We start from the raw sequence: 25,407 nt of genomic DNA, 5'->3' as shown, positions 1-25,407 counted from the left end.
CAGTCTGGGTAAGGTGTTTGTCTCGCACCTTACAATTAGAGTTCTTGGGTTAGTCTTGCAGCACTTAAAACGCAGGCTGTAAAGTGCAAACATACATAAACACCTACACACCAGATTTTAATGACAAAAGGGGACTTGTAACAAGATGGATCGATCGTCCGATCAAAACCGAATAGTTGAATATTTGCGGATAAAGCCAATTAGTCACAGTCAGATTTACACTTCCCAAATTGCAATACCAGAGCCTCAGCGGGGCGAAATTCCTCGCGAACGCCGCGAAGCTCTCAGGAGAAGTCTGATCGAGCAAGGCAGCAACTTGATTCCTTTAATTGTACGTCGCACTGAAGCTTACAGCAACGAAGAAGAATATGAAGTTGTCTGCGGCTCAGATTGGTGTATTGTTGCTAAAGAACTCGGCATCGAGCAAATGTGGGCGTGGGTATTTGAAATGACCGACGAGGAGGTAGCTGTTGCTCAAGCAGAAATGGAACATTTAGCTCCGCAACCGACTCAGAAAACTCCACAAATTGAGACTCTACTGCAACAATTAGAGCTATCATTTCAAAAAAAGGTAGATAGTCTAACAAAACAAATAGAACAATCTGTTAAAAAAAATGAAGACCTGCTAAAAAAGCACGTAAAAGCTCTAACTGAGCAGAACTTTGAGCGTAACCAAATAGAACAGATTAAGCATTTGCTCGAACAAGTGGAAAAAGCATTTCATGAAAAGGTAGATAAAATGGCTAAAAAAATTGAACAATCGAGCAGCAACCGTCCGCCAACATCTGCTGTTATTTCGGAGGTCAATCTTGAAGGTGCTTTGAGACAGTTGGATGAACTGGAAAAACTGCTGTCAATAAAATTAGAACGTACAGTCCAAACAATTAATCAGTTTGTTTCCGACACCCTTGAAGAGGTAGAAAATGACCTAAAAAATCAAATTGAAACGCTCCGCCGCCAACTAGGAGGCGCAGCGACGCACTCAGAAATACAGCCCGATGCACCGCCGAAGAAGCAGTCAAAAACGCAGCCGAAGAAGCAGTCGAAAGCACAGCAGAAACCTCAGTTACCGCAGTTGCAGTTGGAGTTGCCGTTTCCGTCCCCGTCCCCAGAGGATGACTACGAAAGTCTTTCGCTGAGACGGTTGAAGGCGATCGGCAAAGACCGGAAAGTGCGGGGCTACGCGCGCATGAAACGACCGGAAATTCTGGCGGCTCTCAGACAAACTGACGGTCAATAAAACGATAATTGCTAATAGTTAAAGACTAATTGTTCGGTGTTCGATCGCGCTTTTGGGCAAAAAGCGCGATCGGGCTTTCAGAATAGTCCTGGGCGCAGAAACGAGCCGATCGCCGGGCCGCGAAACTGCGAGAATTAAACATTGATCCCGATACAATTTAGCGCATCCCTACTCACACAAACACGGTTTACTGCCGCGTGTATCGGTGCTTCACTCCAATCGGAAAATACTCCGCATCGCCCGTCTCCGTTAATGTCACCACAGGTAACTGATATTCGGGCGGAACGTAATTAACAAATTCGCTGTTTAGCCGTCGCAATTGCGCGAGAATTGAAGATGCGATCGCCTCCTGCATCTCCTCATCGCCCTCCACCCCCGCTGCTAATTCCACAACCACCGATAAAAACCGATTTTGATCCGAATCTTCCTTGACTTGCAGTACAAATTTTCCCGTCACCCATTCCCGAATCGTGGGAACTTCTAAACCTACGGTGACATTTTCCGGGTAAATGTTAGCACCGAAGTAGGAAACGGTAAAGTGCGATCGCCCGAATACATAGACAAATGGCAAGCAGCGAATTCCTCTGGGGAAATCAGAAACTTTCATACCTGCTGCTTGCTGCAAACTTGCCACAGGGTTAAATCCCCATTCAGCCAAAAAATTGAGCATTGCTTCGTAACAAATTAAACCGCCGTTATCGGAGATGTGATAGCGTATTAGCGGGATACCGTTGTCGCCAGAAAATAACAGCGTGCCGTCATTATTCACTTCAAAAAAGCGGCTTTTCGGATCGTACTGCACCAGCGTTGGCAACCGCGACTCCCCGAATAAATTGCGTGCTGCTTCGGGATTTTTTGCTAAAAAGCGACGGATGCAAATACTCAGCGGTGTCTCGTTGCCCAAAACCCCCGCATCTGCAGTACCGTAAAGGCTCGCAGAGTTGTAATATAGATTGTCAGAATTAGTGCGATCGCTCACCAAACTCCGCCATTCTTCGCTAAACACTTCCCCTGCAAACACCATCTTAATTCGATATTTTTGCCACTCCACACCCCCAGCAATTCCGCTATCAATCACATCCTTGATAAATGGTGGATATCCCAACAAAACTACTTGCTCAAAATGCTCCCCAAGTTCCTGCACAACTCGCAATATTTCATTCTTATTATTCCCAGGCGTTACAACTGTCACGGGATAACCCTTACTCGCTAGATAGCGGCAGCAATTTGCCGTGTACATTCCGCCTACCCAAGTTCCCAACGGAAAGCAAATGACAGCTAAAGTTGAGCGATTTTCGGCGTAAAAACTGTCGTGAAATATTTGTTCAAAACGAGCGGCAATTTGCAACTCGTCGCTGATAAAACGCGGCCAAAATGTCGGGTTTCCTGTCGAACCAGATGAAACAGCAATGAAATCGCAAGTTTCTAATTTGCCCTGGTTGCACAACTGAGGTAGCGGGTGACAGCGTAAATAATTCTCTTTGGTAATTAGCGGCAATTTTTGGAAGTCTTCAAAGGTTTGAATTGAGGTGGGATTGATGTTATGTTCAGCTAGGAAAGTCTGGTAAGCTGGTACTGTGGCCGCGACTTTTTGAAAAAGCGCCATCGCCCCGGATTCGGCAACTCGACTCTGCTGCTGTTTCAATCGTTCCTCAAGCGGCGCCCTCAAAAACTCTTCAAACGCCCCAATTGCTCGCTGACGCTGTTCTGGCTGCATGATTTGCTCCTTAAAATGCGTATTTTGCGCCTCGATCGCTCAAGGTTCAATTAGGATCGCTAACGCCCGATCGCACATTGGGCTGGACGCTAAAAATTTGAACACATTTTGAGGTCGATCGAAAATATGGCGCAGTAGGTGACATCCTCCTGCACCAAATCAAAGATTATGGTGTAGGCTTCCCAAGAATCACTTCCTAGGTTTCCTGGTTGCTTTCTTGCGAGATTTCGCCACTTGCCTAGACTGAGTTGCCTCAGTCCCCGGTAGATCGGCTGCACAGGCGCTTTCGATTCCCGTCTGTCCAACGGTACTAATGAGGCATATTCCTCGGTTTCTGATATTCTGACCTGCTGCCACATCTCTATTCGTTGTGTATCCACAGTGAGGACAGCTATGAACTCTAACACTCAGGTCTTTTTTGACGAACCCGCCACACTCAGGACATTCTTGAGAAGTCCCCCTAGCATCAACTTCGGCAAAGAACTTCCCACGCTTCCAGCACACATACTTAACGATGGTTCTGAATTGTCCAAAAGCAGCGTCAAGCATATGCTTCCCAAACATCCCTTTGGCACTGATGCGGTAATCCAAGTCTTCCATGAAAACCATATCACCAACATCACAAAGGGCATGGGCTTGCTTGAAGTGGAAGTCTTTCCTCGTGTTGTCAATTTGATGGTGAAGTCGGGCAACTTTAAGGCGTTGTTTTTCGTAGTTTTTAGACCGCTTACTTTTTCTATTCAGTCTGCGTTGCAGCACTTTCAGCCTACCTTGCAGACTTTTAAAGAACTTTGGCGGTTTTACAAGAACACCGTCACTTGTTGCCAAGAATTTCTCCAACCCAATATCAACTCCAATGGGATGACCGTAGGGTGTTGGGTCGGGAACTTTGACATCACATTGCAGCGAAATAGATGCGTACCATTTATCGGCTTTCCTCAAGATTCGCACTTGTTTGACCACAAACCCTGTCGGGATAGGTCGATGCAAGTTGATGGGAATCGCCCCAGTCTTGGGCAGTTTAATGTGCAAATTCGTCACCGGATTCTCTTTAAATTGAGGAAACAGTAACGACTTAAACTGCCCATACTTCTTGAATCTGGGGAAGCCGAACCCTCTCTCCTGGAAATATTCCCACCCTCTATGCAACTGCTTAATAGCTTGCTGGAGAACTTGAGAAGGAACCTCACTCAACTTGGGAAATTCTTTCTTAGCTTTCGGCAAGTTGTTAACCTGTTGAATTTCGCCGGGGAACTTTAGCTCCGAAGAAATGATGTACTCTTTCTCCAGAGAGCATCTGTCAATCGGACACTTACGACTGTCACACCAATCTTTTATCTCTCGAAGTGCATAGTTAAATGCGCCTCGACAGATTTCCATCCACTCAATGAGTTGTTGCTCTTGAGCGGAGTCTGGATAGATTCGGTAGCGGTGTGTAAGTGTCAGCATTCCAGTATTATACAGTGTTTACTGGTGAGTAGTGTAGCGTTAAATGTTAATTGAAGGGACATGGAGTCCCATAAAATTAACTTGGGGGAGTCCATGTATCCCACATCAAATCAGAGATTATGGTGTGGGTCTTATAGCTCCACCCAACCCCCACGAAAAGATAAACACTGACACACTATGGCAAGATTAAATCAGCGATCGCCCAAAACTCCCAGTCTCAGTCAAGCGTGAAAATCCGACGCAGCAAGTTCCCATGAACAATCCTATCTACCCCGGCATAACTCTCAACAACCACTACCGCATCGTCCGCGAATTGGGACACGGAGGCTTCGGGCGCACCTACCTCGCTGAAGATGCCCACCGATTTAACGAACCCTGCGTTTTAAAAGAATTTGCGCCCCAAGTACATGGAAGTTACGCTTTACAAAAATCCGAGGAACTGTTCGAGCGGGAAGCGGGAGTGCTCTACAAGCTGCAACACAATCAAATCCCGCGCTTTCGCGAACTCTTCCGCGTCAGTATCAGCGATCGAGGATACCTATTTTTCGTCCAAGACTACGTGCCCGGCCAAACCTACCGCTTTCTGCTCGACGCCCGCAAGCGTCAGGGTTTGCGGTTTATAGAAGCAGAAATCAATCAATTGCTGCTGCAGATTTTGCCCCTGCTCGAATACATTCACTCTCTAGGAGTGATTCACCGCGACATCTCCCCGGACAACCTGATTCTGCGGAGTTCTGACGGGATGCCCGTGCTGATCGACTTTGGCGGAGTAAAACAAGTCGCCGCCACCGTAGAGTCTCTGTTCGCTGAGGCTAACGGCACTCCCGCCCCCGCGACTCGCATCGGCAAGCTCGGCTACGCTCCCGTCGAACAGATGCAGATGGGAATCGTCTCTCCCCACAGCGATTTGTACGCTCTGGCGGCCACGGTTTTAGTGTTGCTGACTGGGAAGGAACCCCATCAATTGCTCGACAGCCATACCCTGAATTGGAACTGGCGGGGGGAATGTTCTCTGTCTCCGAATTTGTCCCTGGTGCTGGATAAAATGCTTGCTCAGCAGCCGAGCCAGCGTTACTCCTCGGCTCGCGAGGTAATGCTCGCTCTCTCCGGCAATCCGCCTTTACCACCAGCCCCGGATTTTGGGATGACGCAGCCGCCGGATTTCTCGCCTATACCCGCGCCCTCCCCCACGCCAAAACTGCTGGGAACTCCGGTGCGAGTTGCTGCTATGGGCAATCAGCAAAAGATGCCTACTTGGAAAATGGTTTTGTTTGTGGTGGCGGTGCTCTCAAGTATGGGGGGAGTTGGCTGGTTGGCGGGCAATTCTTTGTTAAATCTGCAATCAAAAGTGCAGAAAATTCCCCAGCCTTCAAGCCCGAAGCAGCAGCAAGAAGATGCTTTGCAAGATCGTTTTGTAAAGCTCAAAATTGCCGATCGATTCTATAGCGGTTACGTCAACCTTGTGGACGAGACTTTCTATGCCAAATACCCAGAATTGGGCGGACGATTGTTAAAAGAAGGCGAGGAAGATCGCCAGTGGCGCGAAAGGTGGCAGAAAATCGGCGACGAGTTGCTCGATAAGCTGGAAAATCTCAGCATCGACGCTAGAGCACGGTTGGGCAGTTACGACACCACTGATATCGATCGCTGGAAAACTGAGGTTAACAAGCTGAATTTGAGCAGTCGGGCTTTGTACGATTTGGCTGATGCTAGGTTCTTTTATTGGTTTCCACAACAGCCGCGCGATCGCAATATCATTGGTTTGCCGATCGGACAAATTTGGCAAGCAATTACCGCCGACGAACTCGAAGCCTTACAAGCTGGAGCAACTGTCGAAAGCGTTGAATTTGACCGCCTATCGAAGAGCCAAAGCCTCACAGGCAATCTCAAACCCGGAGAAGGGAAAGCTTACATTGCCAGGTTAGCTCAAAATCAAACTTTGCGCGTGAATTTGCAAGCACCGCGCAAATCTACCCTACTGTCAATTTATACTCCAGGGCGAACAAAGGGCGCGCGAGCTTTGCTGGAAGATGCAGAAGGACTTAGTTGGTCAGGATTGCTGGATGATACTGGTTTTTATGAATTCGTGGTAGTTTCTCAAGCATCTGAGCCGATCGCTTACGAGTTGAACCTGACGGCGGAATAACTGCTATTGACAATCAAGCATCCAGGATACAAGCTCCCGGATTCATCCGTCCAGAAATAAAACACCTGTATCCGATAAAGGAGCCCCCGAATTGATCCGTGGGGTCGCCTCTAAAATCTAAAATCTAAAATCTAAAATCTAAAATCGATTGACGCTCTCTATCCACCCAGGCAATAATAAGGTAATACCAATCAGATAAGTTGTCGGGTTCAAAGAAAGAATATGCTGAGATTCGCGATCGTAGCTTTAGTGACTTTGGGATTAGTATTAGTGACTGCACTAGGTTTACATCCGGCCAATGCGACAGTCAGCACTCCCGAATTTTATGCTTGGAACTTTGCCTCTGTAGGCAGTAGCGAGCTGGTTTGTAAAAAGACCGTGGTAGTTCCGCAAGACCAGATAATTCCGTCATCATCCATGCACGCTGTCAGTATCACTTCTGCAATTGTAGATTCCAAGTTTTGCGCGAATTCCACTAAGCCTGTGAATTAAGGCAGCGCATAATAGGATTTCGGGTTAGAGAACCATAATTAAGTTCTCTGTTAGTCGATTTTAGATGTTAGATTTACTTCACAGATGAATCTGGGAGATTGAACCTTAATCTAAAATTTTTATCTCTCCACTACTGTTGTCTGAAAGCAAGTATCTTTTTTTGGATGAATCAGGATGCAGAATCCTGATTCATACCTGGAGAGAAAACTCTAGTTTTCAGTACAAACACGGACTAATTATGAACAATTAACCGGACATAATATAAGTGATAGCCTGAGTAATTTCCGCCATCGGCGCACTGAAACTGTTCGCTAATTTTTTTTATGAGAAATATTAGGATTTTGTAATAAAAGTTTATCAAACGAGTCGGGCGCAGCAGTTTTCTGCTCTTGAAAGAGAGCGAAATCTTCCCAATTTAGGCAGTTCTTTGATTGTGACTTAAGAACCGAGGGAAAATATTCAGCCATTTGGCTAATCATTTATTGGCTAATTGGCCCAATTACTAATTCCCTAGTTTGAGTATGCTAGAGTTAGTCAGGTTCAGATATATAGTGCCATCTGTTATCTAAGTATCATGCTCAAAATTTTGGTAATTGAGGACGACGAATTAATCCGGGAAACTCTTCTGCAACTCCTGGAATCTCACAGCTACCGGGTCATTGCGGCCGAGAACGGTCGAGTTGGGGTGCAGATGGCACTTTCGGAGATACCGGATTTAATTTTGTGCGATGTGCAGATGCCGGAACTCGACGGTTATGACGTGTTGCGGACTCTGCGGCAAAACTCGCTAGCTGGAACAATTCCATTTATTTTCCTCACGGCTCAAAGTGACAAAACCGATTTTCGTCGGGGGATGGAATTGGGAGCCGACGATTACCTGACAAAGCCGTTTACCAAGGCTGAATTGCTGGGAGCCATTGCTTCTCGCGTCTTGAAACGGCAAACTATTACTCAACCGCTGACAGTCGCGCTTCACCAAGCAGAAGCCAGACTCAAAGATTTAGTTAACGACTCCACCAAGGTTACGACTCTTTCTCCTGAAAAGTTTGCTCTCGAAGCTTTGCTGCGCCACGCTTTGGCACAAGGCGAGTTTCAGGTATATTATCAGCCGCAGGTGAATATTGCGACCGGCCAAGTTATCGGCGCCGAAGCTTTAGTGCGCTGGCAAAATCCCGATCGAGGTATAATTTCTCCCTGCGAATTTATTCCCTTAGCAGAAGAAACAGGTTTAATTATTCAGATTGGGGAGTGGGTACTGCTTTCAGCTTGCGCTCAAGCCGCTAGTTGGCTGGCGGCTGGGTTTTCCCCCTTTACAATATCAGTAAACTTGTCGGCCCGGCAGTTGTCAGACCCGGAACTCAAGGCGCGAATCGTCCAAATATTGGAAACTACAGGTTTAGAGCCTGCTAATTTAGAATTAGAAATGACCGAAAGCGCTTTGGTGGAAAATGCGACAGTAGCAGGCGCTACTTTAAACCAACTAAAAGCTCTAGGAATTCGGATTGCTATTGACGACTTCGGCACCGGTTACGCTACTTTAGGATATCTCAAGCAATTTGCTTTTGACAGTTTAAAGATCGATCGAATTTTCGTCCGTAATGCCAACGAAGATACTCAAAATGCTGCTATTACTACAGCAGTAATTTTACTGGGTCACAGTTTGAATATGACTGTAATTGCAGAGGGAGTGGAAACAGAAGCAGAACTAGATTTTTTGAAACAACATCAGTGCGATATCATGCAGGGGTATCTGTTCAGCCGGCCCGAACCCGCACCGATAATTGAAAGTATGTTGGTTGCCGCCCCGAGTTTGTTCGGGCCGCCCCCAGCAGCAGCACCTGGTCGCGTTGTCCCTTTTGTACCTGTGTCCGAACCAGAAAAATCTAAAAACCTTTCAATGTCGGGTCTCGGAATAGTGTAAGTGTCACTAAGATTTCTGTTTTATAGGGTAAAATTATTTCTTTTACCTTCTATTTTCTGCATAAAAGTTGGCGCTTCCTCGTAAAAAGTTGTAGCTTTTGATGATTGGCGAATCCAAGAAAGAGATTGTTCCTCATATTGCTCTAAGCTGTCGCGCATTTAAATTGTATATTCAGGGCGGGCGGGACGCCCAACCCCTACTCCCCACAAGACGGGGAATTGTTTTTTAACAGACAATTTAAATGTAGAACAGCTTACTGCTTCCCCTTTTATGCGCTAGGCGCCCCTAATTGGACTATTTGAGAAAGTGTGGCGTGTTGAAATTGCGAGCCTTGATCAAGTTGCAGGAGGTAAACTCAATTAAGTTCCTACTTTGGGACTGGCAGTTTCAAGAACTGTCCAACTGGAATTGGTGCAAGCCTGTCATGGAAAGAATATTAGTGGTGGACGACGAAGCAGACTGTCAAACAGTCTTAGCAATGTACCTGGAAAGTCAAGGATATCGGGTGGAATGCGCTAATTCAGGGGTTGAGGCGCTCTCGATTTTTGAAAATGCCCCCCCAGATTTGGTAATTTCAGATGTCATGATGCCGGAAATGGACGGGTTTGAGTTTTGTCGCCGTTTGCGAACTACCCGTTTGGGACAGTTAGTCCCGTTTATATTTTTGTCTGGTCAAGGGGAGATTGAGTCAAAAGTTGAAGGTCATTCGATCGGCGGTGACGATTATCTGGTAAAACCTTTTCAGTCTGAAGAAATCTTAGCTAAGGTAAAAGCGCAGTTAGAGCGCTCTCACCGGATTCACGCCGAAATAGTCCGACTGCTGCAAACTTCTAGCGGTAGAACGGTGGAACCACAATTTGTGGCAGTATTGCCAGCACCTGCACCTTTGCCTTTAACACCAGCCGAGGAAAGAGTTTTTTGGGAGGTTATCCAGGGTTATACTAACAAACAAATTAGCGATCGGCTGTTTATTAGCCCCCGGACTGTGCAAGCTCATTTAGGCAGCATTTTCAGCAAATTACAGTTAGAAAATCGTGCCCAGCTTGTGAGATTTGCCCTAGAAAGAGGATACAAACCACCTCAAACTTAGCTCGTATCTCAACTTAGGGTGCGCCAGCCAGGGGATTTTAGATTTTAGATTTTAGATTTTAGAGTTATTCCACCGATTCATTTGGGAGCTAAAACTTTAGCCTAAAATTTTGATCTTTCCACGACTTAAGTCGCGGGCTTGTATCCGTTTTTGGTCGGAATCAAAAACTCCCGTAGCTGCAAAAAAAATGGAGGCTGACGCACTCAGCAGGCAGATTATTCCACATTCAAAACACAATAAGGAAAATTAGTGCTCACGCAAACGCCCGGCCCCAAATTCGTACCTCGCAAGTTGGCACGTTCCAAATCAGCCTGCCGCAAGTTATTTGCCGCATCAATATTTGTTCCGGTCAATTGAGCCCCAGGAAGCCTAGTATTTGACAAAATAGCATTCTGCAAATTAGTATCCCGCACATCGGCGAAAGACATATCCGCTCCGCTTAAATTCGCACGATTCAAATTAACTCTAAACAGCAGCGAACGCCTCAAATCGGCATTCGACAAATTAGCTTGCAGCAGAAAAGCTTCGCCCAGATTCGCATTAAAAAGTTTAGCACCGCGCAAATCCGCACTCGTCAGATTCGCTCGCCCCAAAAAAGCATTAGACAAATCCGCATTTCGTAGATTAGCACCATTCAATTCAGCCCCGTACATCTCGGCATTAACTAAGTTAGCATTTGCCAAATTAGCATCACTTAAATCCGCTTCTAGCAAATTAGCTTCATAGAGATTTGCTCCGCTTAAATCGGCTCCTCTTAAATTAGCTCTGTACAAGCTAGCCTTGAACAAATCAGCATTTCTCAAGTCACAGCCCTCGCACTCATTACTTTCCAGCAATTGCCTAACATGATCTGGATTTTGAGCCTTAACGGGAGCTGCCAGCCCAAACAAAGCTAAACTTGCCGTTACAGTTGCCAAGATTTTAAGTTTCACAAACCAACCTCACTGCTACTTCAAATAAATTATACTAGCAAACTATAGACTTTAAACCCATATCCTTCTCTCTTTTCTCTTCCTCTGCGTTCTCTGCGCCCTCTGCGGTAAATATTCAAAAAAATGATTCGCAGCCCAGGATTTAGACCTGCTTCCAGCAAGGCGGGCAAAGCCCGCCCTACTTAACTTAATTAAGCTTCATCTAAAGCAGCAACACCAGGCAATTCCTTACCTTCGAGCAGCTCCAAACTAGCACCACCACCAGTAGAAATGTGGCTCATTTGTTCGCCTAAATTCAACTGTTCAACAGCCGCCACCGAGTCACCACCACCGATAATTGTGGTAGTACCAGTTTTAGTAAGTCCAGCCAAAGAATGAGCGATACCTTCAGTTCCCACAGCAAACTTCTCCATCTCAAACACGCCCATAGGCCCGTTCCAGATGACAGTTTTGCAATCGGCCAAAGCATCTTGGAAAGTTTTTACTGAATCCGGGCCGATATCCAAACCCATCCAACCGTCGGGGATGCTTTCTACAGGAACAGTTTGAGTGTTAGCATCAGCAGCAAACTTGTCAGCAACTACCACATCAGTAGGTAACAGAAAAGCAACTCCCCGTTCCTTCGCCTTAGCTTCCAAAGACTTAGCCAGTTCCAGCTTGTCATCTTCCACCAAAGACTTGCCCACGTTCAAGCCGCGAGCTTTGTAGAAGGTGAAAACCATGCCACCGCCCAACAGCAGTTTGTCGCACTTTTCGAGCAGTTTTTCAATGACTCCAATCTTGCTGGAAACCTTAGAACCGCCGATTATAGCAGCTAAAGGACGCTGAGGATTGTCGATCGCACTGCCGAGATATTGCAGTTCCTTCTCCATCAAAAACCCAGCCACAGAAGGACTCAGATACTTAGTAACGCCCTCAGTAGAAGCGTGAGCCCGGTGAGCAGTACCAAAAGCATCATTGACATACAAATCTGCCACAGAAGCTAACTTCTTAGCAAATTCTGGGTCGTTTGCCTCCTCCTCTGGGTAGAAACGGACATTTTCCAGCAACAGCACATCGCCATCTTGCATCGCGGCGACTGTAGCAGCGACTTCATCACCGATGCAGTCGTCAGTCTTTTTGACCTCTTTGCCCAACAATTCCGACAGGCGCACAGCAACCGGCGTCAAGCGCAACTTCTCCGTCACACCCTTGGGACGGCCGAAGTGGCTGCACAAAATCACCTTAGCGCCCTTGGACGCTAAATCTTGAATTGTCGGCAGAGCCGCCCGGATGCGAGTATCATCGGTGATATTGCCGTTGTCGAGCGGCACATTAAAGTCCGCCCGCACCAATACCCGTTTGCCCGATAAGTCCGATGCCGATAAATTTGCTACAGTTTTTTTTGTCACAGGATTAACCTCCTAATATGTGTGTTTTTGTCGAATTCCGTTGAAATGGCGGCACTGGTAACTTGCACCCCGGCCTCGGACGCATTCAACCGCGCCCGTACAAAAAACGGAAGATGGAACAAACGGCACTGATTGGCTTAACCTAAACATTTTATCGGAGTCCGTGTCCCGGAGATGTGCAGTATGTTCAAGACAGTCTTATTTCCTGTCGATCAAAGCCGAGAAGCCCGCGAAGCTGCCGAAAAGGTGGTCAATATCGTAAAAACCTACGGTTCTCGCTTAGTTATTCTGTCGGTAGTCGAGCCCCCAGCCGAGGAGGCCGACGCCCCCGCGCGAGAGGTGATGACTTCCCCCGAAGCAGTCGCCAAACTTCTTTCTGAGGCCCAATCGATGTTTTCCCAGCAGGGAATTGAAGCTGAAATCATCGAACGGGAAGGCAAACCTGCTTTCACGATTTGCGATGTGGCTGACGAAATTGGGGCCGATTTGATTGTGATGGGCTGTCGGGGGATGGGTTTAACCGATGATGGGGCGTCTGACAGCGTTACCAATCGGGTGATCAATCTGTCTCCTTGTGCAGTTTTGATTGTGCCTTAGTCAGTTGTCAGTTGACAGTTGACTGTTGGCAGTTGACGGTTGGCAGTTGTTAGTTGTCATTCAAGAACTCACAACTAACAACTAACCAATAACAACAGTCAACAGTCAACTAACCAATAACAACTAACCAATAACAATAGTCAACAGTCAACAGTCAACAGTTAACAGTCAACAGTCAACAGTCAACTAACTAATGAAAATTCAATGGTATCCCGGTCACATTGCCAAAGCTGAACGGGCATTAAAAGAACAGCTAAAGCGGGTAGATGTGGTACTAGAAGTCCGAGATGCCCGCATTCCATTGGCTACTTATCACCCCCAAATGCCGAGCTGGGTGGGCGGCAAGGCGCGAGTCTTGGTCATCAACCGCATGGATATGATTACGCCTCGCGCGCGCGAGGCGTGGGAAACATGGTTTGAGTCCCAGGGGGAAACTGCATATTTTACTAATGCCGAGCACGGTCACGGAGTACATGATGTGGCTGATGCCGTGCAGAATGCTGGCGTGCAGCTAAATAAAAGAAGGTTCGATCGAGGTATGCTGCCCCGTCCAGTCCGGGCAGTGGTAATGGGATTTCCCAATGTCGGAAAATCTGCTTTAATTAATCGGCTGTTAGGGCGGAGAGTGGTGGATAGTGCGCGCAGAGCTGGAGTAACTAAATCGCTGCGATGGATTCGCATTTCTGACGAAATTGAATTATTAGACGCCCCCGGAGTGATCCCAACCCGAATTAACAATCAAGAAAATGCCCTAAAATTAGCTATTTGCGAAGATATTGGCGAAGCAGCTTACGACAATCAAGTAGTAGCAGCAGCTATGGTAGATTTGCTCCAAGGGCTGGAGGCGACTGATGACACGTTGATATCACTATCTGGTTTCAAATCCCGGTATAAATTAGATGCAGCCTCTAGTAATGGTGAAGATTATTTGCACGAGGTAGCAAAAGACAGGTATAAAGGAGATGTCGAACGAACGGCGCGGCAGATGTTAAACGATTTTAGAACTGGTGTTTTGGGTCAGCTTACTTTGGAGTTGCCGCCGGCTTGATCAGACTCGTAACCTACAACTAATCAGAAATGGTATTCAATAGAGAGTTGCTGACGCTGATAATGTGAACTTCGTCTCCTATGTGTAATATTTTTTCTGCTGCTTGAGGTGCGAGTCGCGTGTTAACTATCAGCCGACTAAAGTGATTTAAATGCCCTTTTTTTACCAGGTCAGGCATGATTTCCTTCTGCTTGGCTGCTAGTATATTTTTAAAATTTATATCGCTTGCTGGCGCCGCATAATTTCGCGTAGATAAGAGACATGGCTGACCGGGATTAATAGCTTCAAATATTACAGTCCCTATTTTCAACCTCACAATTTCATCAGCTTGTGGGAAAAGTTGGTCTTCCCAAAAAGCCGGGACATCTCCTATTTCAATATTAGCTCGCAAGCGATGGCGCATCTCGTTAACGCAAACTCTCGGAAACCAAGATGCAACTTCGGCAATTGTTTCGGTACTGATAATGCTTGGCCCTGGTGCAGCGAGATTGTCGGGAAAACCAGTCAGCAAGTTTTCAATTAACTTGACGGGGAAACCGAAGTAGCTGCTCAACCAAGATTCTATTCCCAAGCGTTCTCTATCTACATGAAAAAAAAATTCTTGTTCAGTGCCTTGAATTTTCAGACCGGCAATTCTCTTTTTGATGTCAAAGGATAAGCGTAGAAAACGGACTCCGCTGTTGTGCTTAGTGTTAACCAATTCTCCTGCTGCATCGCAGATTGCAAAAGAGCGATCGCCTTCTAGAGCTCCGCTGGCTAGAATAGTTGCTTGACTGACTGCTATGCCGTCAAGGGACTTGACCGGATAGATATGAATGCTGGCGACGTAGGACATTTCGAGCCATTGATAAAAAATAGTCGTTTTAGATACATTCTAGCATCCCTGTCCGCAGAAGGATGACTGCTGTTGACTTTACTAAATAAAATATGAATGAAATAAAAATGGGCTACTTTTTTGAAGTTTACGTTGTGCCGGAGCAGGTTGTAAAGAAAAATCAAAAGTCTGACCGAAAGCATCCAGGATACAAGCCTCCGGATTCATCCGTCCAGAAATAAAAAACCTGTATCCGATGAAACTTGCGTCCCGAATTTATCAGTGGGGTCAATGCTTCAAATCTAAAATCTAAAATCTAAAATCTAAAATCTAAAATCTAAAATCGATTGACTGAGCTTGTGGTATATATTATGCTAACAAATACAAACAATTGAACCGAGTTGCAAGCAATGACTAAAAGCGAAAGAACAGGTATGATTTCGCGACGGAATTTAATGCTGAGGGCTGGTGCAGGGATGCTGGCTGCCAGCATTGCACCAGCGTTTTTACAAGCCGAAGCAGCAAAGGCAGAGGCAATCTCTGACCTTACTCCTACTGACATTACTCCTAACAATGCTCTTAAGAAATTGATGGAGGGGAATCAACGCTACATTGAGCAAAAACGGACATTTCCTGACCAAACTCGATCGCGAGTTGTAGAAGTAGCACAGGGTCAACATCCGTTTGCAACCATCCTGGCTTGTTCTGATTCGCGCGTTGCTCCCGAAATTATTTTTGACCAAGGATTAGGGGACTTATTTGATATTCGAGTAGCTGGAAATTTTCTCGACGATGTGGTTCTCGGGAATATAGAATATGCCACCTTAGAATTAGGAGTACCACTATTAGTAATTCTGGGTCACGAACGCTGCGGTGCTGTCAAAGCAGCTTTAGATGGTAAAGCTGTTCCGGGTCACATTAGCACTTTGGTGGCGGCGATTAAACCGGCAGTTGATTCGACTAAAGGTCAAACAGGCGATGCCTGGGATAATGCAGTCAGAGCTAATGTGAAAATGAATGTCAATAATTTACAATCCTCGTCGCCTATTTTAGCTGAAGCAGTCAAAGCGGGGAAGCTTAAAGTTGTTGGGGCCCGCTACGATTTGGATAGCGGCAAAGTAGAGATAATTGCTTGATTTTGCTGGTAATTTTTACAGTTTGTAGGGGTAATGCCCCCGTGCTTACCCCGTCCGGTTCGAGGGGCAACCACGGGGGGATTGCCCCTACAAATTATTTGGTAACAAGTTTAAAGTAAACCCATTTCTTGCAGTCCCCGGCGCAGACGTTCTGCTTCAAAAGGGCGGCGCTGTTCGTGAAGGGCGATCGCTCTTTTGAATTCTGCTAAACTCTCTGGCATTTTGCCAATTTTCAGCAAGGCTACTGCCAAGTTTTGATGAGCTTCGGCGTGTTCTGGATCGATTTTAATCGCTTGTCGGTAATAGGCGATCGCATCTGCTAAATTTCCGGCTGCCTTCAGCGTCAGTCCTAAATTGTAGTGACCTACTCCAAAATTAGGGTCAATTTTTAAAGCTGCTTTGTAAGCTTTTTCAGCAGATTTCAAATCTCCTTCATCTTTGAGCAAATTGCCCAAATTATTGTAAGCACCTAACTTGAGCGGCGGGAACACATTGGTATTAATTGCCGCTTGATAGTGTTCTTTTGCTTTGGAAAACTGCTGCTGCTGGCGATAAGCAATTCCCAAATGATAGTTGAGTTCGTAAAGAATAGAATCATTAATGGCCTCGGCAGTCAAGCCTTTGGTTAATAAATTAATTCCCCGCGCGATTTGCCCGCTTTCTACATAAAGCGCACCTAATTTGCTACAAGCATAAGCATCGTTTGGATAATAAGCGATATAGCGTTCCATTGCTGCTTGAGCTTTTTGGAATTTACTTTTGGCTGCGATCGCATCTTTTTGATAACCAGAGTGCCAAATCGCCACATCGGGGAGAGAAGCTATTTTCCAATTTGGTTCCCTGTGCAAAATCTCAGCCACGCTGTCGTCTACCATGGCGTGGTAAGGGCGAGAAAAGCGGATGTCGGGGCGATTGCGAAACAAGCGCGACACTAGGGAATAGGGAGATTGAGAGGCACCGATTTCTTGGCGGATGAGATTGATTAGCAGCAGCCGATCGCTCGCAATTGTCTGCTTAATGTGAGGTAGAATCTCCGGTACCAAAACCTCATCGGCATCTAAAACCAAAATCCAGTCGCCCTGGGCGTGCTTCAGACACTCGTTGCGCGCCGCGGCGAAGTCGTCGCACCATTCAAAGTCATAAACCCTCGCCCCGGATTCTCTGGCAATTTCACGGGTGCGATCGCCCGATCCCGTATCCATCACCACCATTTCGTCAACAACACCCTTAACGCTGTCCAAAGTCCGCGACAGTGTTGCCTCTTCATTCTTCACAATCATGCACAGAGTCAGATCCATCGGGCGCAAACTTTCCTTATTTCACAGAAATATTGTAATTTTTTTAACCACCAAAACACAAAAAGTCCCAGAAAAGATTCTCCTATTTCCCTTTGGCTTTGAGCATAAGTACCTTTCTTCCCTAGAAAAAGTGGGTTAAGTCTTTTGAGATATTAAAAAGCCTCAAACTCCGACGATTCATGAGAAATCCTACCACTTTCGGTTCATCCCTGCGGTAGAGGTAAGGGCGGGATAGGGGTTGTTATTCTAAGAACATAAGACAAGGCACGAGAGAAGTTAAGTATTCAGGAGAAAAAGACATGGGCGGTATTATTGCTTGGATTGTTTTAGGACTCATTGCTGGTGCGATCGCCAAAGCCATTTATCCGGGAACTCAAGGCGGCGGTTTTCTGGCAACAACAGGTTTAGGAATTGTGGGCGCCCTAGTGGGAGGTTATCTAGGTCAAGTGTTGCTCGGGACGAGCGGGGGAGCATCCTTCGGAGTAATAACTCTACCCAGCATAGCTTTTGCAGTCGTAGGTGCGATCGTGGTACTTTTCGTCTGGGGATTGTTAACTCAGCGTGCTGCATAACAAATATTGCCAATTCCCAGTTGATCGACTTTTAGGGTATTCATAAACCCGGTTTCTTCAAGAAACCGGGTTTTTCAGTTGTTTGTAGGTGCGTCAGCGTACTTTTACCAAATCCGCGTTAAAAACCCCTATCAGACTCAGCGCTTGCAACAGTTCAAGAGCAAAACTTTCGTCCGCACAGAGGGGGACTGAAGAATAAAGGGGTAAAAATCCCGGACTTGGTATTAATTAATCAATCCGCAAATTGAAAGGCAAGCGAACATAAACCCCCTGGGGGTCGTTCATCGACTTGATCACAGCCAATTCATCTTGCATTTTCTTAAATTCCGCCGTTAGCGGGTCGAGTTTGGCGGCTGGTTTCAAAACGTGAACGCCTGAAATTTTTTCCAAAATTCGCTCCTCCAAAGTGCGGCGTTTTGGATATTCTTCCACCTTCCAATCGTCGCCGAGTTTCGCTTGCTTCGCCGCCTCTCTGACAGCATCTTCAAGGCCACCAATTTCATCGACTAAACCCAACTGTTTCGCAGCCGTACCAGACCACACCCTGCCTTGAGCAATTTCTTGTACCTTGTTTTTCGGCAGTTTGCGGGAGTTCGCGACTTTAGTAATAAATCGATCGTAAATGCGATCGACTATTCTCTGAATATTCGCCAATTCTTGAGGATTTTTCGGGCGGGAAACTGTGTTAGTATCCGCAAAGCGGCCGGTTTTCACCACGTCCCAAGTTAGGCCGTTGTTAGCAGCCAACTTTTCGACGTTGAGCAACATTCCAAAAACGCCTATCGAACCGGTTATCGTATTCGGTTCGGCAAAAATGCGGTTGGAACCCATCGCAATCCAATAGCCGCCGGAAGCTGCTAAATTGCCCATCGAAACGATAACTGGTTTCTTTTTGCCCGTCAGCATAACTTCGCGCCCGATGACTTCGGCCGCCGTGGCGCTGCCTCCGGGACTGTTGACGCGCAAAACTACCGCTTTTACGTCGTCATCTTCTCGGATTTTCCGCATTTCTTGAGCGATGCGATCGCCTCCTACTTGAGTCGGGTCCCCTTCGCCGTCTACAATCTCTCCTTCAGCGTAAAGTATAGCAATTTGGTTTTTATTGTCAGCGCGAGTTGAGTTTTTATTCTCAGCAATTTTCGCGTAGTTTTTCAAACTAATTTGCTTGAAAGATTTGTTTTCGCGATCTGTTCCTGTGAGTTTTTTGAGTTCTGTCGATATTTCGTCAAAGTATACAACTTTATCAACTAACTTGTTTTTGAGAGCTTCGTCAGCCATCAAAGTTCCGCCATTATCTGCAAGCGCTTGCAGTTGCCCAACAGTCACTTTGCGGCTCGGAGCGACAGTTTTCAGGTATTCTCCCCACATATCTCCGAGCAACTTTTGAGTTTGCTGGCGATTTTCTGGACTCATTTTTGTGAGCAAAAATGGCTCGACGGCTGACTTGTATTTGCCGACGCGAGTCACTTGCACTCCCACGCCGTATTTTTCCAAAGCACCGGTGAAAAACATTCCCTGACTGCTAAAACCGTTGATTTCCAAAGCGCCGTAAGGATTGACGGCAATTGTATTAGCAACGGAACCGAGGTAATAATCTCGCTCATTCCAGTCCATCTGGTAAGCAAAAATGGGTTTTTTGGCATCTCGGAAACCCTGCAAGGCCGATCGAACTTCTTTGAGATTGGCAAACCCGGTGCTGCTCGAATCCGAGCTGCCTTCGAGATAAATGCCAACGATTTTCGGGTCTTTTTTCGCATATTCGATCGTGTCTAAAACAGTCCGCAGCGTCACTGTATCGCCGGAATCTTCCGAAAGCACTTCTTCAATCGCAGCGCCAGTGCTACGGCTCGGTTTGCTGTCGGTGATATTTGAAGAAAGGTCTAATACCAATACCGACTTATCTTTAACTTGCGGGCCTGAATCTTTAGACGACGATGCCGCCATAGCAATTAGCAGTACCAGTCCCCCCAATCCGATGCTGCCCAGCAGCAACAGTCCTAGGAAGGTTCCCAGTAAACTTGCACAGGTATATTTTAGGAAATCTTTCATTAGAAAAATGGTAATTAGTTATTAGTGATTAGTCATTAGTCATTAGTCATTAGTCATTAGTGAGAGCAAATCCGGTTAAAGCGGAATGATACCGAGCGCGTAAGCGGGAGGCTAGCATTGCACTCGGAAAAATATTATTCCCATGCCAGCGGAAACGAAATTATGGGTAATTCCTGTAACTAGGATTTAGCGAATTTGCTGTCATTAGTTATTAGCTAATGACTTTTGACTGCTGACTCACTTTTATCTTAACCTTTCCAAAACCCCAGAATGTTTTAACTCATCCAAATTACCGCAGCCCGTACAGAACATGACGGTGGCGATTTCTGCAATTAAAACCTCAGCTAGAAGGGCTGCGGCTGATTCAGATTCCGCAGCAGCTTGTAGAAACGGCCGCGCCAGTCCCGCAATATCCGCGCCAAGAGCGAGAGCCTTCGCTGCATCCAACCCATTCTGCAAGCCTCCAGAGGCAATCAGGGGAACATCCGGCGCTACGGCACGGGTGCTGACAATGCACTCGGCTGTCGGTATGCCCCAGTCGGCAAAGGTTGCGCCCAACCTGCGCTGCTTGCCATCTTTAGCTCGCTCTCCTTCTATTTTCGCCCAAGAAGTGCCTCCTGCCCCGGCAATGTCGATCGCACCTACCCCAGCGGCGAGCAATTTCTTTGCCATCTTTCCTGAAATACCGTTGCCGACTTCTTTAGCAATAACTGGTACTGGTAATTTATCGCACAACTTGGCAATTTTATCTAGCAGTCCTTTAAAGTTAGTATCGCCTTCGGTTTGAACGCACTCTTGCAGCGGATTGAGGTGCAAAATTAGGGCATCTGCTTCTAAAATATCAACAATTTTTTGGCATTCTTCCAAACCGTAATTGTAGTTTAATTGAACTGCTCCGATATTGGCAAACAGCAGAATATCTGGAGCGCGGCGACGGACGGCAAATGTAGGAGCTAGTTGAGGATTTTCTACAACGATTCGCTGGGAACCGACTCCCATTGCTAGTTTGTATTCTTGAGCGACATCGGCGAGGCGATAATTGATTGTCTGGGCTAATTCTGTGCCGCCGGTCATTGAGGAAATTAGCAGGGGAACGGCTAGTTTTTTGCCGAGAAATGTGGAGGTTAAATCGATTTCAGTGCGATCGAGTTCTGGCAAACAGCAGTGATCAAAACGGTAGCGTTCGAGGCCGCTGGTAGTTTCGCGAAATTGTACGTCTTCTTCGAGGCAAATCCGCAGGTGGTCTGCTTTGCGGGTTTCGGTTTGCGAGGGGGAGGTTAGCGGCAAGTTCACAGTGGCTATTTGGGGAAAGAGTTGTGATTTGGGAATATAGCAATTTTATTTCATTTTTGAGATTTTTTTTATGAACCGCAGAGAGCGCAGAGGGCGCAGAGGAGAAGAAAGGAGAGAGGTTCGCAAATGTTGTAAGGGTTGCTGTATTATCCAGGAACAGTCAGCGGCCTTCCGTTATCTGAAGGTTTCAACTTGAGTAAAAAAGGAACTGCTTTTTGCACCCATGCTTTGACTGACGGGTAATTTGCCGCATCTTCTCCGAAACAAATGTCCAGCATATCTGTGTGAATTATCCCCGGATTTACAGGAACTGCTGCCATACCTGCGGGCAATTCTTGAGCGAGCGATCGCGTAAGTCCTTCTATTGCCCACTTGGAAGCGCAATAGGGCGCGACTTCCGGCGAAGTTGACCTTCCCCAACCCGAACTAAAGTTGACAATTATGCCGCTTTTTCGAGCAATCATTGCCGGGACAAAGTGGCGAATTACATTAGCCGTACCTTTAATGTTAACATCAATTACCTGAGAAAATTCTTCGTTGCTGACATTCCAAAGAGGCGCGAGATGATTAGCTATACCTGCATTATTAATTAGCAAATCAGGTGGCTCATTTTTTGCAAAACTTTTTGTTGCCCAAGCTTTTACTCGCTCGTCGTTGGTGACATCCAAACAAGTAAAATGGTGGGGCGTACTATATTTTTGGTTGAGTTTTTTCACCGCTTCGGAGGAACGGGCACATCCCAAAACTGTATGTCCCAATTCAATAAACTTTTCGGTCATGGCAAGACCAAGACCGCGACTGACTCCGGTAATTACAATTAATTTTGTCATAGATTTGCTGATTTTTGACATTAAGTAATACAATACATATTGACTGGTCAATTGACAAATCGATAGCAGGGAGAAAGCATGAAAGTAAAAGCAGCAGTTGCTCGCAGTGCCGGCAAACCTTTGAGTATTGAAACGGTGGATCTGGAGGGGCCGAGGGCTGGAGAGGTGCTGGTGGAAATTAAAGCCACGGGTGTTTGTCACACTGACGCTTACACTCTTTCCGGTGCCGATCCTGAAGGCTTGTTTCCGGCTATTTTAGGCCACGAGGGAGCCGGGATTGTCGCAGAAGTTGGGCCGGGAGTAACGAGTGTCAAAGTGGGCGATCGGGTAATTCCTCTATACATTCCCGAATGCCGCAACTGCGAATATTGTTTGAGCCGCAAAACTAATCTCTGTCAAGCAATTCGCGTGACTCAAGGCCAGGGAGTGATGCCCGACGGCACGAGCAGGTTTTCCATAGATGGGCAGAAACTTTACCATTACATGGGAACTTCTACCTTTGCTAATTATACAGTCTTGCCAGAAATTGCGGTAGCAAAAATTCGCGAAGATGCTCCTTTTGATAAAGTTTGTTTGATCGGCTGCGGCGTAACAACTGGCATCGGCGCTGTCATAAATACGGCGAAAGTAGAGCCTGGTTCTAATGTGGTAGTTTTCGGTTTGGGCGGCGTGGGTTTGAATGTAATTCAAGCGGCTCGCATGGTGGGAGCTAACATGATTGTCGGCGTAGATTTGAATCCCGACAAGCGAGAAATGGCGGAAAAATTCGGCATGACTCACTTTGTCAATCCTCACGAAGTCGAAGGCGATTTAGTACCTTATTTAGTAGATTTAACTAAAGGCGGAGCTGATTACAGTTTTGAATGTATCGGCAACATTAATGTGATGCGCCAAGCTTTGGAATGCTGCCACAAAGGTTGGGGCGTGAGCGTAATTGTCGGGGTAGCGGGAGCCGGTCAAGAAATTAGCACCCGCCCGTTTCAGCTAGTAACTGGCAGAGTTTGGAAAGGCACGGCTTTTGGCGGTGCGAAAGGCAGAACTGATGTTCCTAAAATTGTTGATTGGTACATGGACGGTAAAATTGATATTGACAGTCTGGTAACTCAGGTAATGCCGATAGACAAAATCAATGAAGCCTTTGATTTAATGCACAAAGGCGAAGTAATTCGCACAGTTTTGACATTTTGAAGGAAGAAGGAAGAAGGAAGAAGGAAGAAGGTACTCTTCCGCGCACCCGAAATAACTTCTTTCTTCTCTCTTCCTCTGCGCCCTCTGCGCCCTCTGCGGTAAAAAAAAAATCCATTCATAAAAAAAATACAATTAATATGATATCCCAATCCTTAAAACAGCACAAAGAACATAAAAGCTTCGGCGGCAAACTCGGCTTTTACAGCCATCAATCCTCAACCTGCAATAGCGAAATGAAATTCGCCATTTACCAACCGCCGCAAGCTTTATCTCAACCCGTACCAGTTTTATATTTCCTATCTGGTTTAACCTGCACAGAAGAGAACTTTATGGCAAAAGCGGGGGCGCAACAATTTGCGGCCAAATACGGGTTAATGCTGGTTGCGCCCGACACAAGCCCACGCAATACTGGCATTCCTGGCGAAGATGACGATTGGGATTTAGGAAGTGGTGCGGGTTTTTATGTTGATGCGACAGTCGCACCTTGGAATGCTCACTATCGAATGTACAGTTATGTGGTTGATGAATTGCCCAATTTAATCGCCGAAAATTTTCCAGCGATACCGGAAAAACAGGGAATTTTCGGTCATTCGATGGGCGGACACGGGGCTTTAATTTGCGCTTTGAAAAATTGCTCTCGCTATCTTTCAGTTTCCGCATTAGCGCCTATTTCCGCGCCAATGCGCTGCCCTTGGGGACAAAAAATATTCGGGCACTACCTCGGTGGCGACAAAGAACTCTGGAAGGCTTGGGATGCTAGCGAATTGGTGCTTGCAGCGCAATACAACCGTCCGATTCTGATTGACTGCGGCACTGCTGATTCGTATCTCGCTGACGGGCAGTTGTTGCCGGAAGTATTCGCGGAGGCTTGTGGAAAAGCGGGACAACCGCTAACTTTAAGGATGCAAGAGGGTTACGATCATAGCTATTATTTTATAGCGAGTTTTATGGAAGATCACATTCGGCATCACGCGGCTGTTTTGTGCGGGTAGTTCTTAGCAGGAAGCAGGCAAGATGCCTGCTCCACAACAACTGGTTCTTAGGCTCTGCCTGGGAACCGATATCTAGAGGCTCTGCCTCGAATGGCTGCCATGAAATGTGGAGGCAGAGCCTGGTAACGAGTGAACTCGCTTCTACGATCACAGGTATTTTCGGTTAATTAAGATTAATCGGAAATACCCATTCTTTATAATTGCTGTCGCGATTTTCGATAATCTCCGTCAGTTTGTCCAAAATCTTTTCGGTGATGGGTCGATTTGGGGGCAATTGATAGTTTTCTACTCGGTTAATTGGCGTAATTTTGGCTGCGGTTCCGCAGAGGAAAATCTCGTCTGCAATCAACAGTTCTGATCTATCAACTGGTCTTTCTATGACTTCAATTCCTAAGTCTCTGGCGATTGTGATTACGCTGTCTCTGGTAATTCCTTCGAGAATATCTTGCTCGAAACCGGGAGTAACTAATTTACCATTTCTGGCGACAAATATGTTCATCCCTGAAGCTTCGCTAACTTTTCCCTGAGTATTCATCATAATAGCTTCGTCGAAGCCGGATTGTACTGCTTCTGTTTTAGCTAATGCTGAGGTGATGTAAGCGCCGCTAATTTTACCTCTTAAGGGCAAACTGCGGTCTTCTTGGCGATACCAAGAGCTAATTCTACAGTTGACTCCTTCTTTGGGCAAATAGTCGGAAAGTTCTAATCCGTAGACAAAAAAGTCGGTTTCTACGTTGTGCAGTCGGGGGGCAATTCCTAAACTGGATGTGTAGATAAAAGGGCGGATATAAAATGATTTTGTTGGTTGGTTTTTGTGGACAAAATCAATAATTATTTGTTGGATTTTGCTGGCTGGTAAATCGCAGTGGAGGAAGCTGGCACTTTGACTTAATCTTTGACAGTGGCGGTCTAATCTAAATAGCAATATTCGATCGGCATTTTGGGGGTCTGGAATTCCCCGCAACCCGCCTAAGACTCCGGTTCCGTAGTGCAGTGCGTGGGTGGCTATGGAAAGTTTGGCGTCGGTAAAGGGGAGAAATTGGTTTTGAAAGTAGGCAAGTGGTAGAAAACTATCCATGATTCAAGCTGGCGATGAGTTTTGCAGTCCGCGAGGAATGGTGAATTTGGTTATATTACCATAAGTTATACCATTTTAGATTTTAGATTTTAGATTTTAGATTTATAAGGACTGATTAGATCTAGGTTTGGATG

At 46.3% G+C, this 25,407-nt stretch carries 22 protein-coding genes; 11 read left to right on the top strand and 11 right to left on the bottom strand.

Features of this window, described 5'->3' with window-relative positions; all coding sequences use genetic code 11:
• Nucleotides 1–145 precede the first annotated feature (145 nt).
• Nucleotides 146–1,240: a Rho termination factor (modular protein) gene (locus QUA83_RS10925; RefSeq protein ID WP_333293182.1), complete on the top strand. Its 1,095-nt coding sequence runs from the start codon at nt 146–148 to the stop codon at nt 1,238–1,240.
• 187 nt (nt 1,241–1,427) lie between these two features.
• Here the strand turns inward: QUA83_RS10925 and QUA83_RS10920 are convergent, their stop codons facing one another.
• Together QUA83_RS10920 and QUA83_RS10915 are read right to left on the bottom strand one after the other, a co-directional pair.
• Entirely contained in the window at nt 1,428–2,957 is a 1,530-nt protein-coding gene (locus tag QUA83_RS10920) for a phenylacetate--CoA ligase family protein (RefSeq protein ID WP_333293180.1), read from the bottom strand.
• Between the two features lie 189 nt (nt 2,958–3,146).
• On the bottom strand, nt 3,147–4,406 hold the full coding sequence (locus tag QUA83_RS10915; protein WP_333293178.1) for a transposase: 1,260 nt from the start codon (nt 4,404–4,406) through the stop codon (nt 3,147–3,149).
• A gap of 253 nt (nt 4,407–4,659) precedes the next feature.
• Between QUA83_RS10915 and QUA83_RS10910 the strand changes: the two genes are divergently transcribed.
• The 3 genes from QUA83_RS10910 (at nt 4,660) to QUA83_RS10900 (ending at nt 8,965) form a co-directional block, all read left to right on the top strand.
• On the top strand, nt 4,660–6,552 hold the full coding sequence (locus QUA83_RS10910; protein WP_333293176.1) for a serine/threonine-protein kinase: 1,893 nt from the start codon (nt 4,660–4,662) through the stop codon (nt 6,550–6,552).
• A gap of 222 nt (nt 6,553–6,774) precedes the next feature.
• Complete coding sequence (locus tag QUA83_RS10905; RefSeq protein WP_333232223.1) at nt 6,775–7,044, top strand: hypothetical protein; 270 nt, start codon at nt 6,775–6,777, stop codon at nt 7,042–7,044.
• A gap of 574 nt (nt 7,045–7,618) precedes the next feature.
• Complete coding sequence (locus QUA83_RS10900) at nt 7,619–8,965, top strand: EAL domain-containing response regulator (RefSeq protein WP_333293174.1); 1,347 nt, start codon at nt 7,619–7,621, stop codon at nt 8,963–8,965.
• 20 nt (nt 8,966–8,985) lie between these two features.
• On the opposite strand, the gene QUA83_RS10895 is transcribed toward QUA83_RS10900, so the two are convergent.
• Nucleotides 8,986–9,123, bottom strand: coding sequence for a hypothetical protein (locus tag QUA83_RS10895; protein WP_333293173.1), 138 nt, complete (start codon nt 9,121–9,123; stop codon nt 8,986–8,988).
• 266 nt (nt 9,124–9,389) lie between these two features.
• On the opposite strand from QUA83_RS10895, the gene QUA83_RS10890 reads away from it, so the two are divergent.
• Nucleotides 9,390–10,055, top strand: a complete 666-nt coding sequence (locus tag QUA83_RS10890; RefSeq protein WP_333293226.1) for a response regulator — start codon at nt 9,390–9,392, stop codon at nt 10,053–10,055.
• 215 nt (nt 10,056–10,270) lie between these two features.
• Here QUA83_RS10890 and QUA83_RS10885 read toward each other — a convergent pair whose 3' ends face one another.
• The gene (locus QUA83_RS10885; protein ID WP_333293171.1) at nt 10,271–10,987 is read right to left on the bottom strand and encodes a pentapeptide repeat-containing protein; all 717 of its coding nucleotides are present in this window, start codon (nt 10,985–10,987) and stop codon (nt 10,271–10,273) included.
• 191 nt (nt 10,988–11,178) lie between these two features.
• Complete coding sequence (locus QUA83_RS10880; protein WP_333052811.1) at nt 11,179–12,378, bottom strand: phosphoglycerate kinase; 1,200 nt, start codon at nt 12,376–12,378, stop codon at nt 11,179–11,181.
• A gap of 183 nt (nt 12,379–12,561) precedes the next feature.
• Here QUA83_RS10880 and QUA83_RS10875 point away from each other — a divergent pair, with 183 nt between their 5' ends.
• Both QUA83_RS10875 and ylqF read left to right on the top strand, forming a co-directional pair.
• Nucleotides 12,562–12,975, top strand: coding sequence for a universal stress protein (locus QUA83_RS10875; RefSeq protein WP_333128466.1), 414 nt, complete (start codon nt 12,562–12,564; stop codon nt 12,973–12,975).
• 193 nt (nt 12,976–13,168) lie between these two features.
• Nucleotides 13,169–14,023 carry a ribosome biogenesis GTPase YlqF gene (gene ylqF, locus QUA83_RS10870; protein ID WP_333293170.1) on the top strand — a complete coding sequence of 285 codons (855 nt, stop codon included), beginning with the start codon at nt 13,169–13,171 and terminating at the stop codon, nt 14,021–14,023.
• 19 nt (nt 14,024–14,042) lie between these two features.
• Here the strand turns inward: ylqF and QUA83_RS10865 are convergent, their stop codons facing one another.
• Entirely contained in the window at nt 14,043–14,858 is an 816-nt protein-coding gene (locus QUA83_RS10865) for an MOSC N-terminal beta barrel domain-containing protein (protein WP_333293168.1), read from the bottom strand.
• Nucleotides 14,859–15,247: 389 nt separating this feature from the next.
• Here QUA83_RS10865 and QUA83_RS10860 point away from each other — a divergent pair, with 389 nt between their 5' ends.
• On the top strand, nt 15,248–15,973 hold the full coding sequence (locus QUA83_RS10860) for a carbonic anhydrase (RefSeq protein ID WP_333293167.1): 726 nt from the start codon (nt 15,248–15,250) through the stop codon (nt 15,971–15,973).
• Nucleotides 15,974–16,083: 110 nt separating this feature from the next.
• On the opposite strand, the gene QUA83_RS10855 is transcribed toward QUA83_RS10860, so the two are convergent.
• Nucleotides 16,084–17,271 (bottom strand): tetratricopeptide repeat protein, encoded by a 1,188-nt coding sequence (locus QUA83_RS10855; protein ID WP_333293165.1) that lies wholly within the window; start codon nt 17,269–17,271, stop codon nt 16,084–16,086.
• Between the two features lie 299 nt (nt 17,272–17,570).
• Between QUA83_RS10855 and QUA83_RS10850 the strand changes: the two genes are divergently transcribed.
• Nucleotides 17,571–17,843 carry a GlsB/YeaQ/YmgE family stress response membrane protein gene (locus tag QUA83_RS10850; protein WP_333293164.1) on the top strand — a complete coding sequence of 91 codons (273 nt, stop codon included), beginning with the start codon at nt 17,571–17,573 and terminating at the stop codon, nt 17,841–17,843.
• 228 nt (nt 17,844–18,071) lie between these two features.
• On the opposite strand, the gene sppA is transcribed toward QUA83_RS10850, so the two are convergent.
• The 3 genes from sppA to QUA83_RS10835 all read right to left on the bottom strand — a co-directional run bounded on the left by sppA (nt 18,072) and on the right by QUA83_RS10835 (nt 22,015).
• Nucleotides 18,072–19,892, bottom strand: a complete 1,821-nt coding sequence (sppA, locus tag QUA83_RS10845; protein ID WP_333293162.1) for a signal peptide peptidase SppA — start codon at nt 19,890–19,892, stop codon at nt 18,072–18,074.
• A gap of 243 nt (nt 19,893–20,135) precedes the next feature.
• Complete coding sequence (gene fni / locus QUA83_RS10840) at nt 20,136–21,185, bottom strand: type 2 isopentenyl-diphosphate Delta-isomerase (protein ID WP_333293161.1); 1,050 nt, start codon at nt 21,183–21,185, stop codon at nt 20,136–20,138.
• A 146-nt stretch (nt 21,186–21,331) separates the two neighbouring features.
• Nucleotides 21,332–22,015, bottom strand: coding sequence for an SDR family NAD(P)-dependent oxidoreductase (locus QUA83_RS10835; RefSeq protein WP_333293159.1), 684 nt, complete (start codon nt 22,013–22,015; stop codon nt 21,332–21,334).
• A 78-nt stretch (nt 22,016–22,093) separates the two neighbouring features.
• Here QUA83_RS10835 and QUA83_RS10830 point away from each other — a divergent pair, with 78 nt between their 5' ends.
• Nucleotides 22,094–23,203: an S-(hydroxymethyl)glutathione dehydrogenase/class III alcohol dehydrogenase gene (locus QUA83_RS10830; RefSeq protein ID WP_333293157.1), complete on the top strand. Its 1,110-nt coding sequence runs from the start codon at nt 22,094–22,096 to the stop codon at nt 23,201–23,203.
• Between the two features lie 137 nt (nt 23,204–23,340).
• The gene (fghA, locus tag QUA83_RS10825) at nt 23,341–24,195 is read left to right on the top strand and encodes an S-formylglutathione hydrolase (protein WP_333293155.1); all 855 of its coding nucleotides are present in this window, start codon (nt 23,341–23,343) and stop codon (nt 24,193–24,195) included.
• A gap of 163 nt (nt 24,196–24,358) precedes the next feature.
• Here the strand turns inward: fghA and QUA83_RS10820 are convergent, their stop codons facing one another.
• Nucleotides 24,359–25,273, bottom strand: coding sequence for a branched-chain amino acid transaminase (locus QUA83_RS10820; RefSeq protein ID WP_333293154.1), 915 nt, complete (start codon nt 25,271–25,273; stop codon nt 24,359–24,361).
• Nucleotides 25,274–25,407: the final 134 nt, after the last annotated feature.

The sequence above is a fragment of the Microcoleus sp. K1-B1 genome (genome assembly GCF_036704705.1).
Taxonomy (GTDB): Bacteria; Cyanobacteriota; Cyanobacteriia; order Cyanobacteriales; family Microcoleaceae; genus Microcoleus.
The sequence above is the reverse complement of the archived record's forward strand: the minus strand, read 5'-3'. Positions and strand labels throughout refer to the sequence as shown.

Excerpts from the sequence above, each read along its gene's own strand:
- QUA83_RS10835 (WP_333293159.1), bottom strand. The coding sequence starts at position 22,015 with ATGACAAAATTAATTGTAATTACCGGAGTCAGTCGCGGTCTTGGTCTT.
- fghA (WP_333293155.1), top strand. The coding sequence starts at position 23,341 with ATGATATCCCAATCCTTAAAACAGCACAAAGAACATAAAAGCTTCGGC.
- QUA83_RS10905 (WP_333232223.1), top strand. The coding sequence starts at position 6,775 with ATGCTGAGATTCGCGATCGTAGCTTTAGTGACTTTGGGATTAGTATTA.
- QUA83_RS10865 (WP_333293168.1), bottom strand. The coding sequence starts at position 14,858 with ATGTCCTACGTCGCCAGCATTCATATCTATCCGGTCAAGTCCCTTGAC.
- QUA83_RS10900 (WP_333293174.1), top strand. The coding sequence starts at position 7,619 with ATGCTCAAAATTTTGGTAATTGAGGACGACGAATTAATCCGGGAAACT.
- QUA83_RS10855 (WP_333293165.1), bottom strand. The coding sequence starts at position 17,271 with ATGGATCTGACTCTGTGCATGATTGTGAAGAATGAAGAGGCAACACTG.
- QUA83_RS10890 (WP_333293226.1), top strand. The coding sequence starts at position 9,390 with ATGGAAAGAATATTAGTGGTGGACGACGAAGCAGACTGTCAAACAGTC.
- QUA83_RS10850 (WP_333293164.1), top strand. The coding sequence starts at position 17,571 with ATGGGCGGTATTATTGCTTGGATTGTTTTAGGACTCATTGCTGGTGCG.
- ylqF (WP_333293170.1), top strand. The coding sequence starts at position 13,169 with ATGAAAATTCAATGGTATCCCGGTCACATTGCCAAAGCTGAACGGGCA.
- sppA (WP_333293162.1), bottom strand. The coding sequence starts at position 19,892 with ATGAAAGATTTCCTAAAATATACCTGTGCAAGTTTACTGGGAACCTTC.
- QUA83_RS10920 (WP_333293180.1), bottom strand. The coding sequence starts at position 2,957 with ATGCAGCCAGAACAGCGTCAGCGAGCAATTGGGGCGTTTGAAGAGTTT.
- QUA83_RS10925 (WP_333293182.1), top strand. The coding sequence starts at position 146 with ATGGATCGATCGTCCGATCAAAACCGAATAGTTGAATATTTGCGGATA.
- QUA83_RS10915 (WP_333293178.1), bottom strand. The coding sequence starts at position 4,406 with ATGCTGACACTTACACACCGCTACCGAATCTATCCAGACTCCGCTCAA.
- QUA83_RS10820 (WP_333293154.1), bottom strand. The coding sequence starts at position 25,273 with ATGGATAGTTTTCTACCACTTGCCTACTTTCAAAACCAATTTCTCCCC.
- QUA83_RS10830 (WP_333293157.1), top strand. The coding sequence starts at position 22,094 with ATGAAAGTAAAAGCAGCAGTTGCTCGCAGTGCCGGCAAACCTTTGAGT.
- QUA83_RS10875 (WP_333128466.1), top strand. The coding sequence starts at position 12,562 with ATGTTCAAGACAGTCTTATTTCCTGTCGATCAAAGCCGAGAAGCCCGC.
- QUA83_RS10895 (WP_333293173.1), bottom strand. The coding sequence starts at position 9,123 with ATGCGCGACAGCTTAGAGCAATATGAGGAACAATCTCTTTCTTGGATT.
- QUA83_RS10910 (WP_333293176.1), top strand. The coding sequence starts at position 4,660 with ATGAACAATCCTATCTACCCCGGCATAACTCTCAACAACCACTACCGC.
- QUA83_RS10860 (WP_333293167.1), top strand. The coding sequence starts at position 15,248 with ATGACTAAAAGCGAAAGAACAGGTATGATTTCGCGACGGAATTTAATG.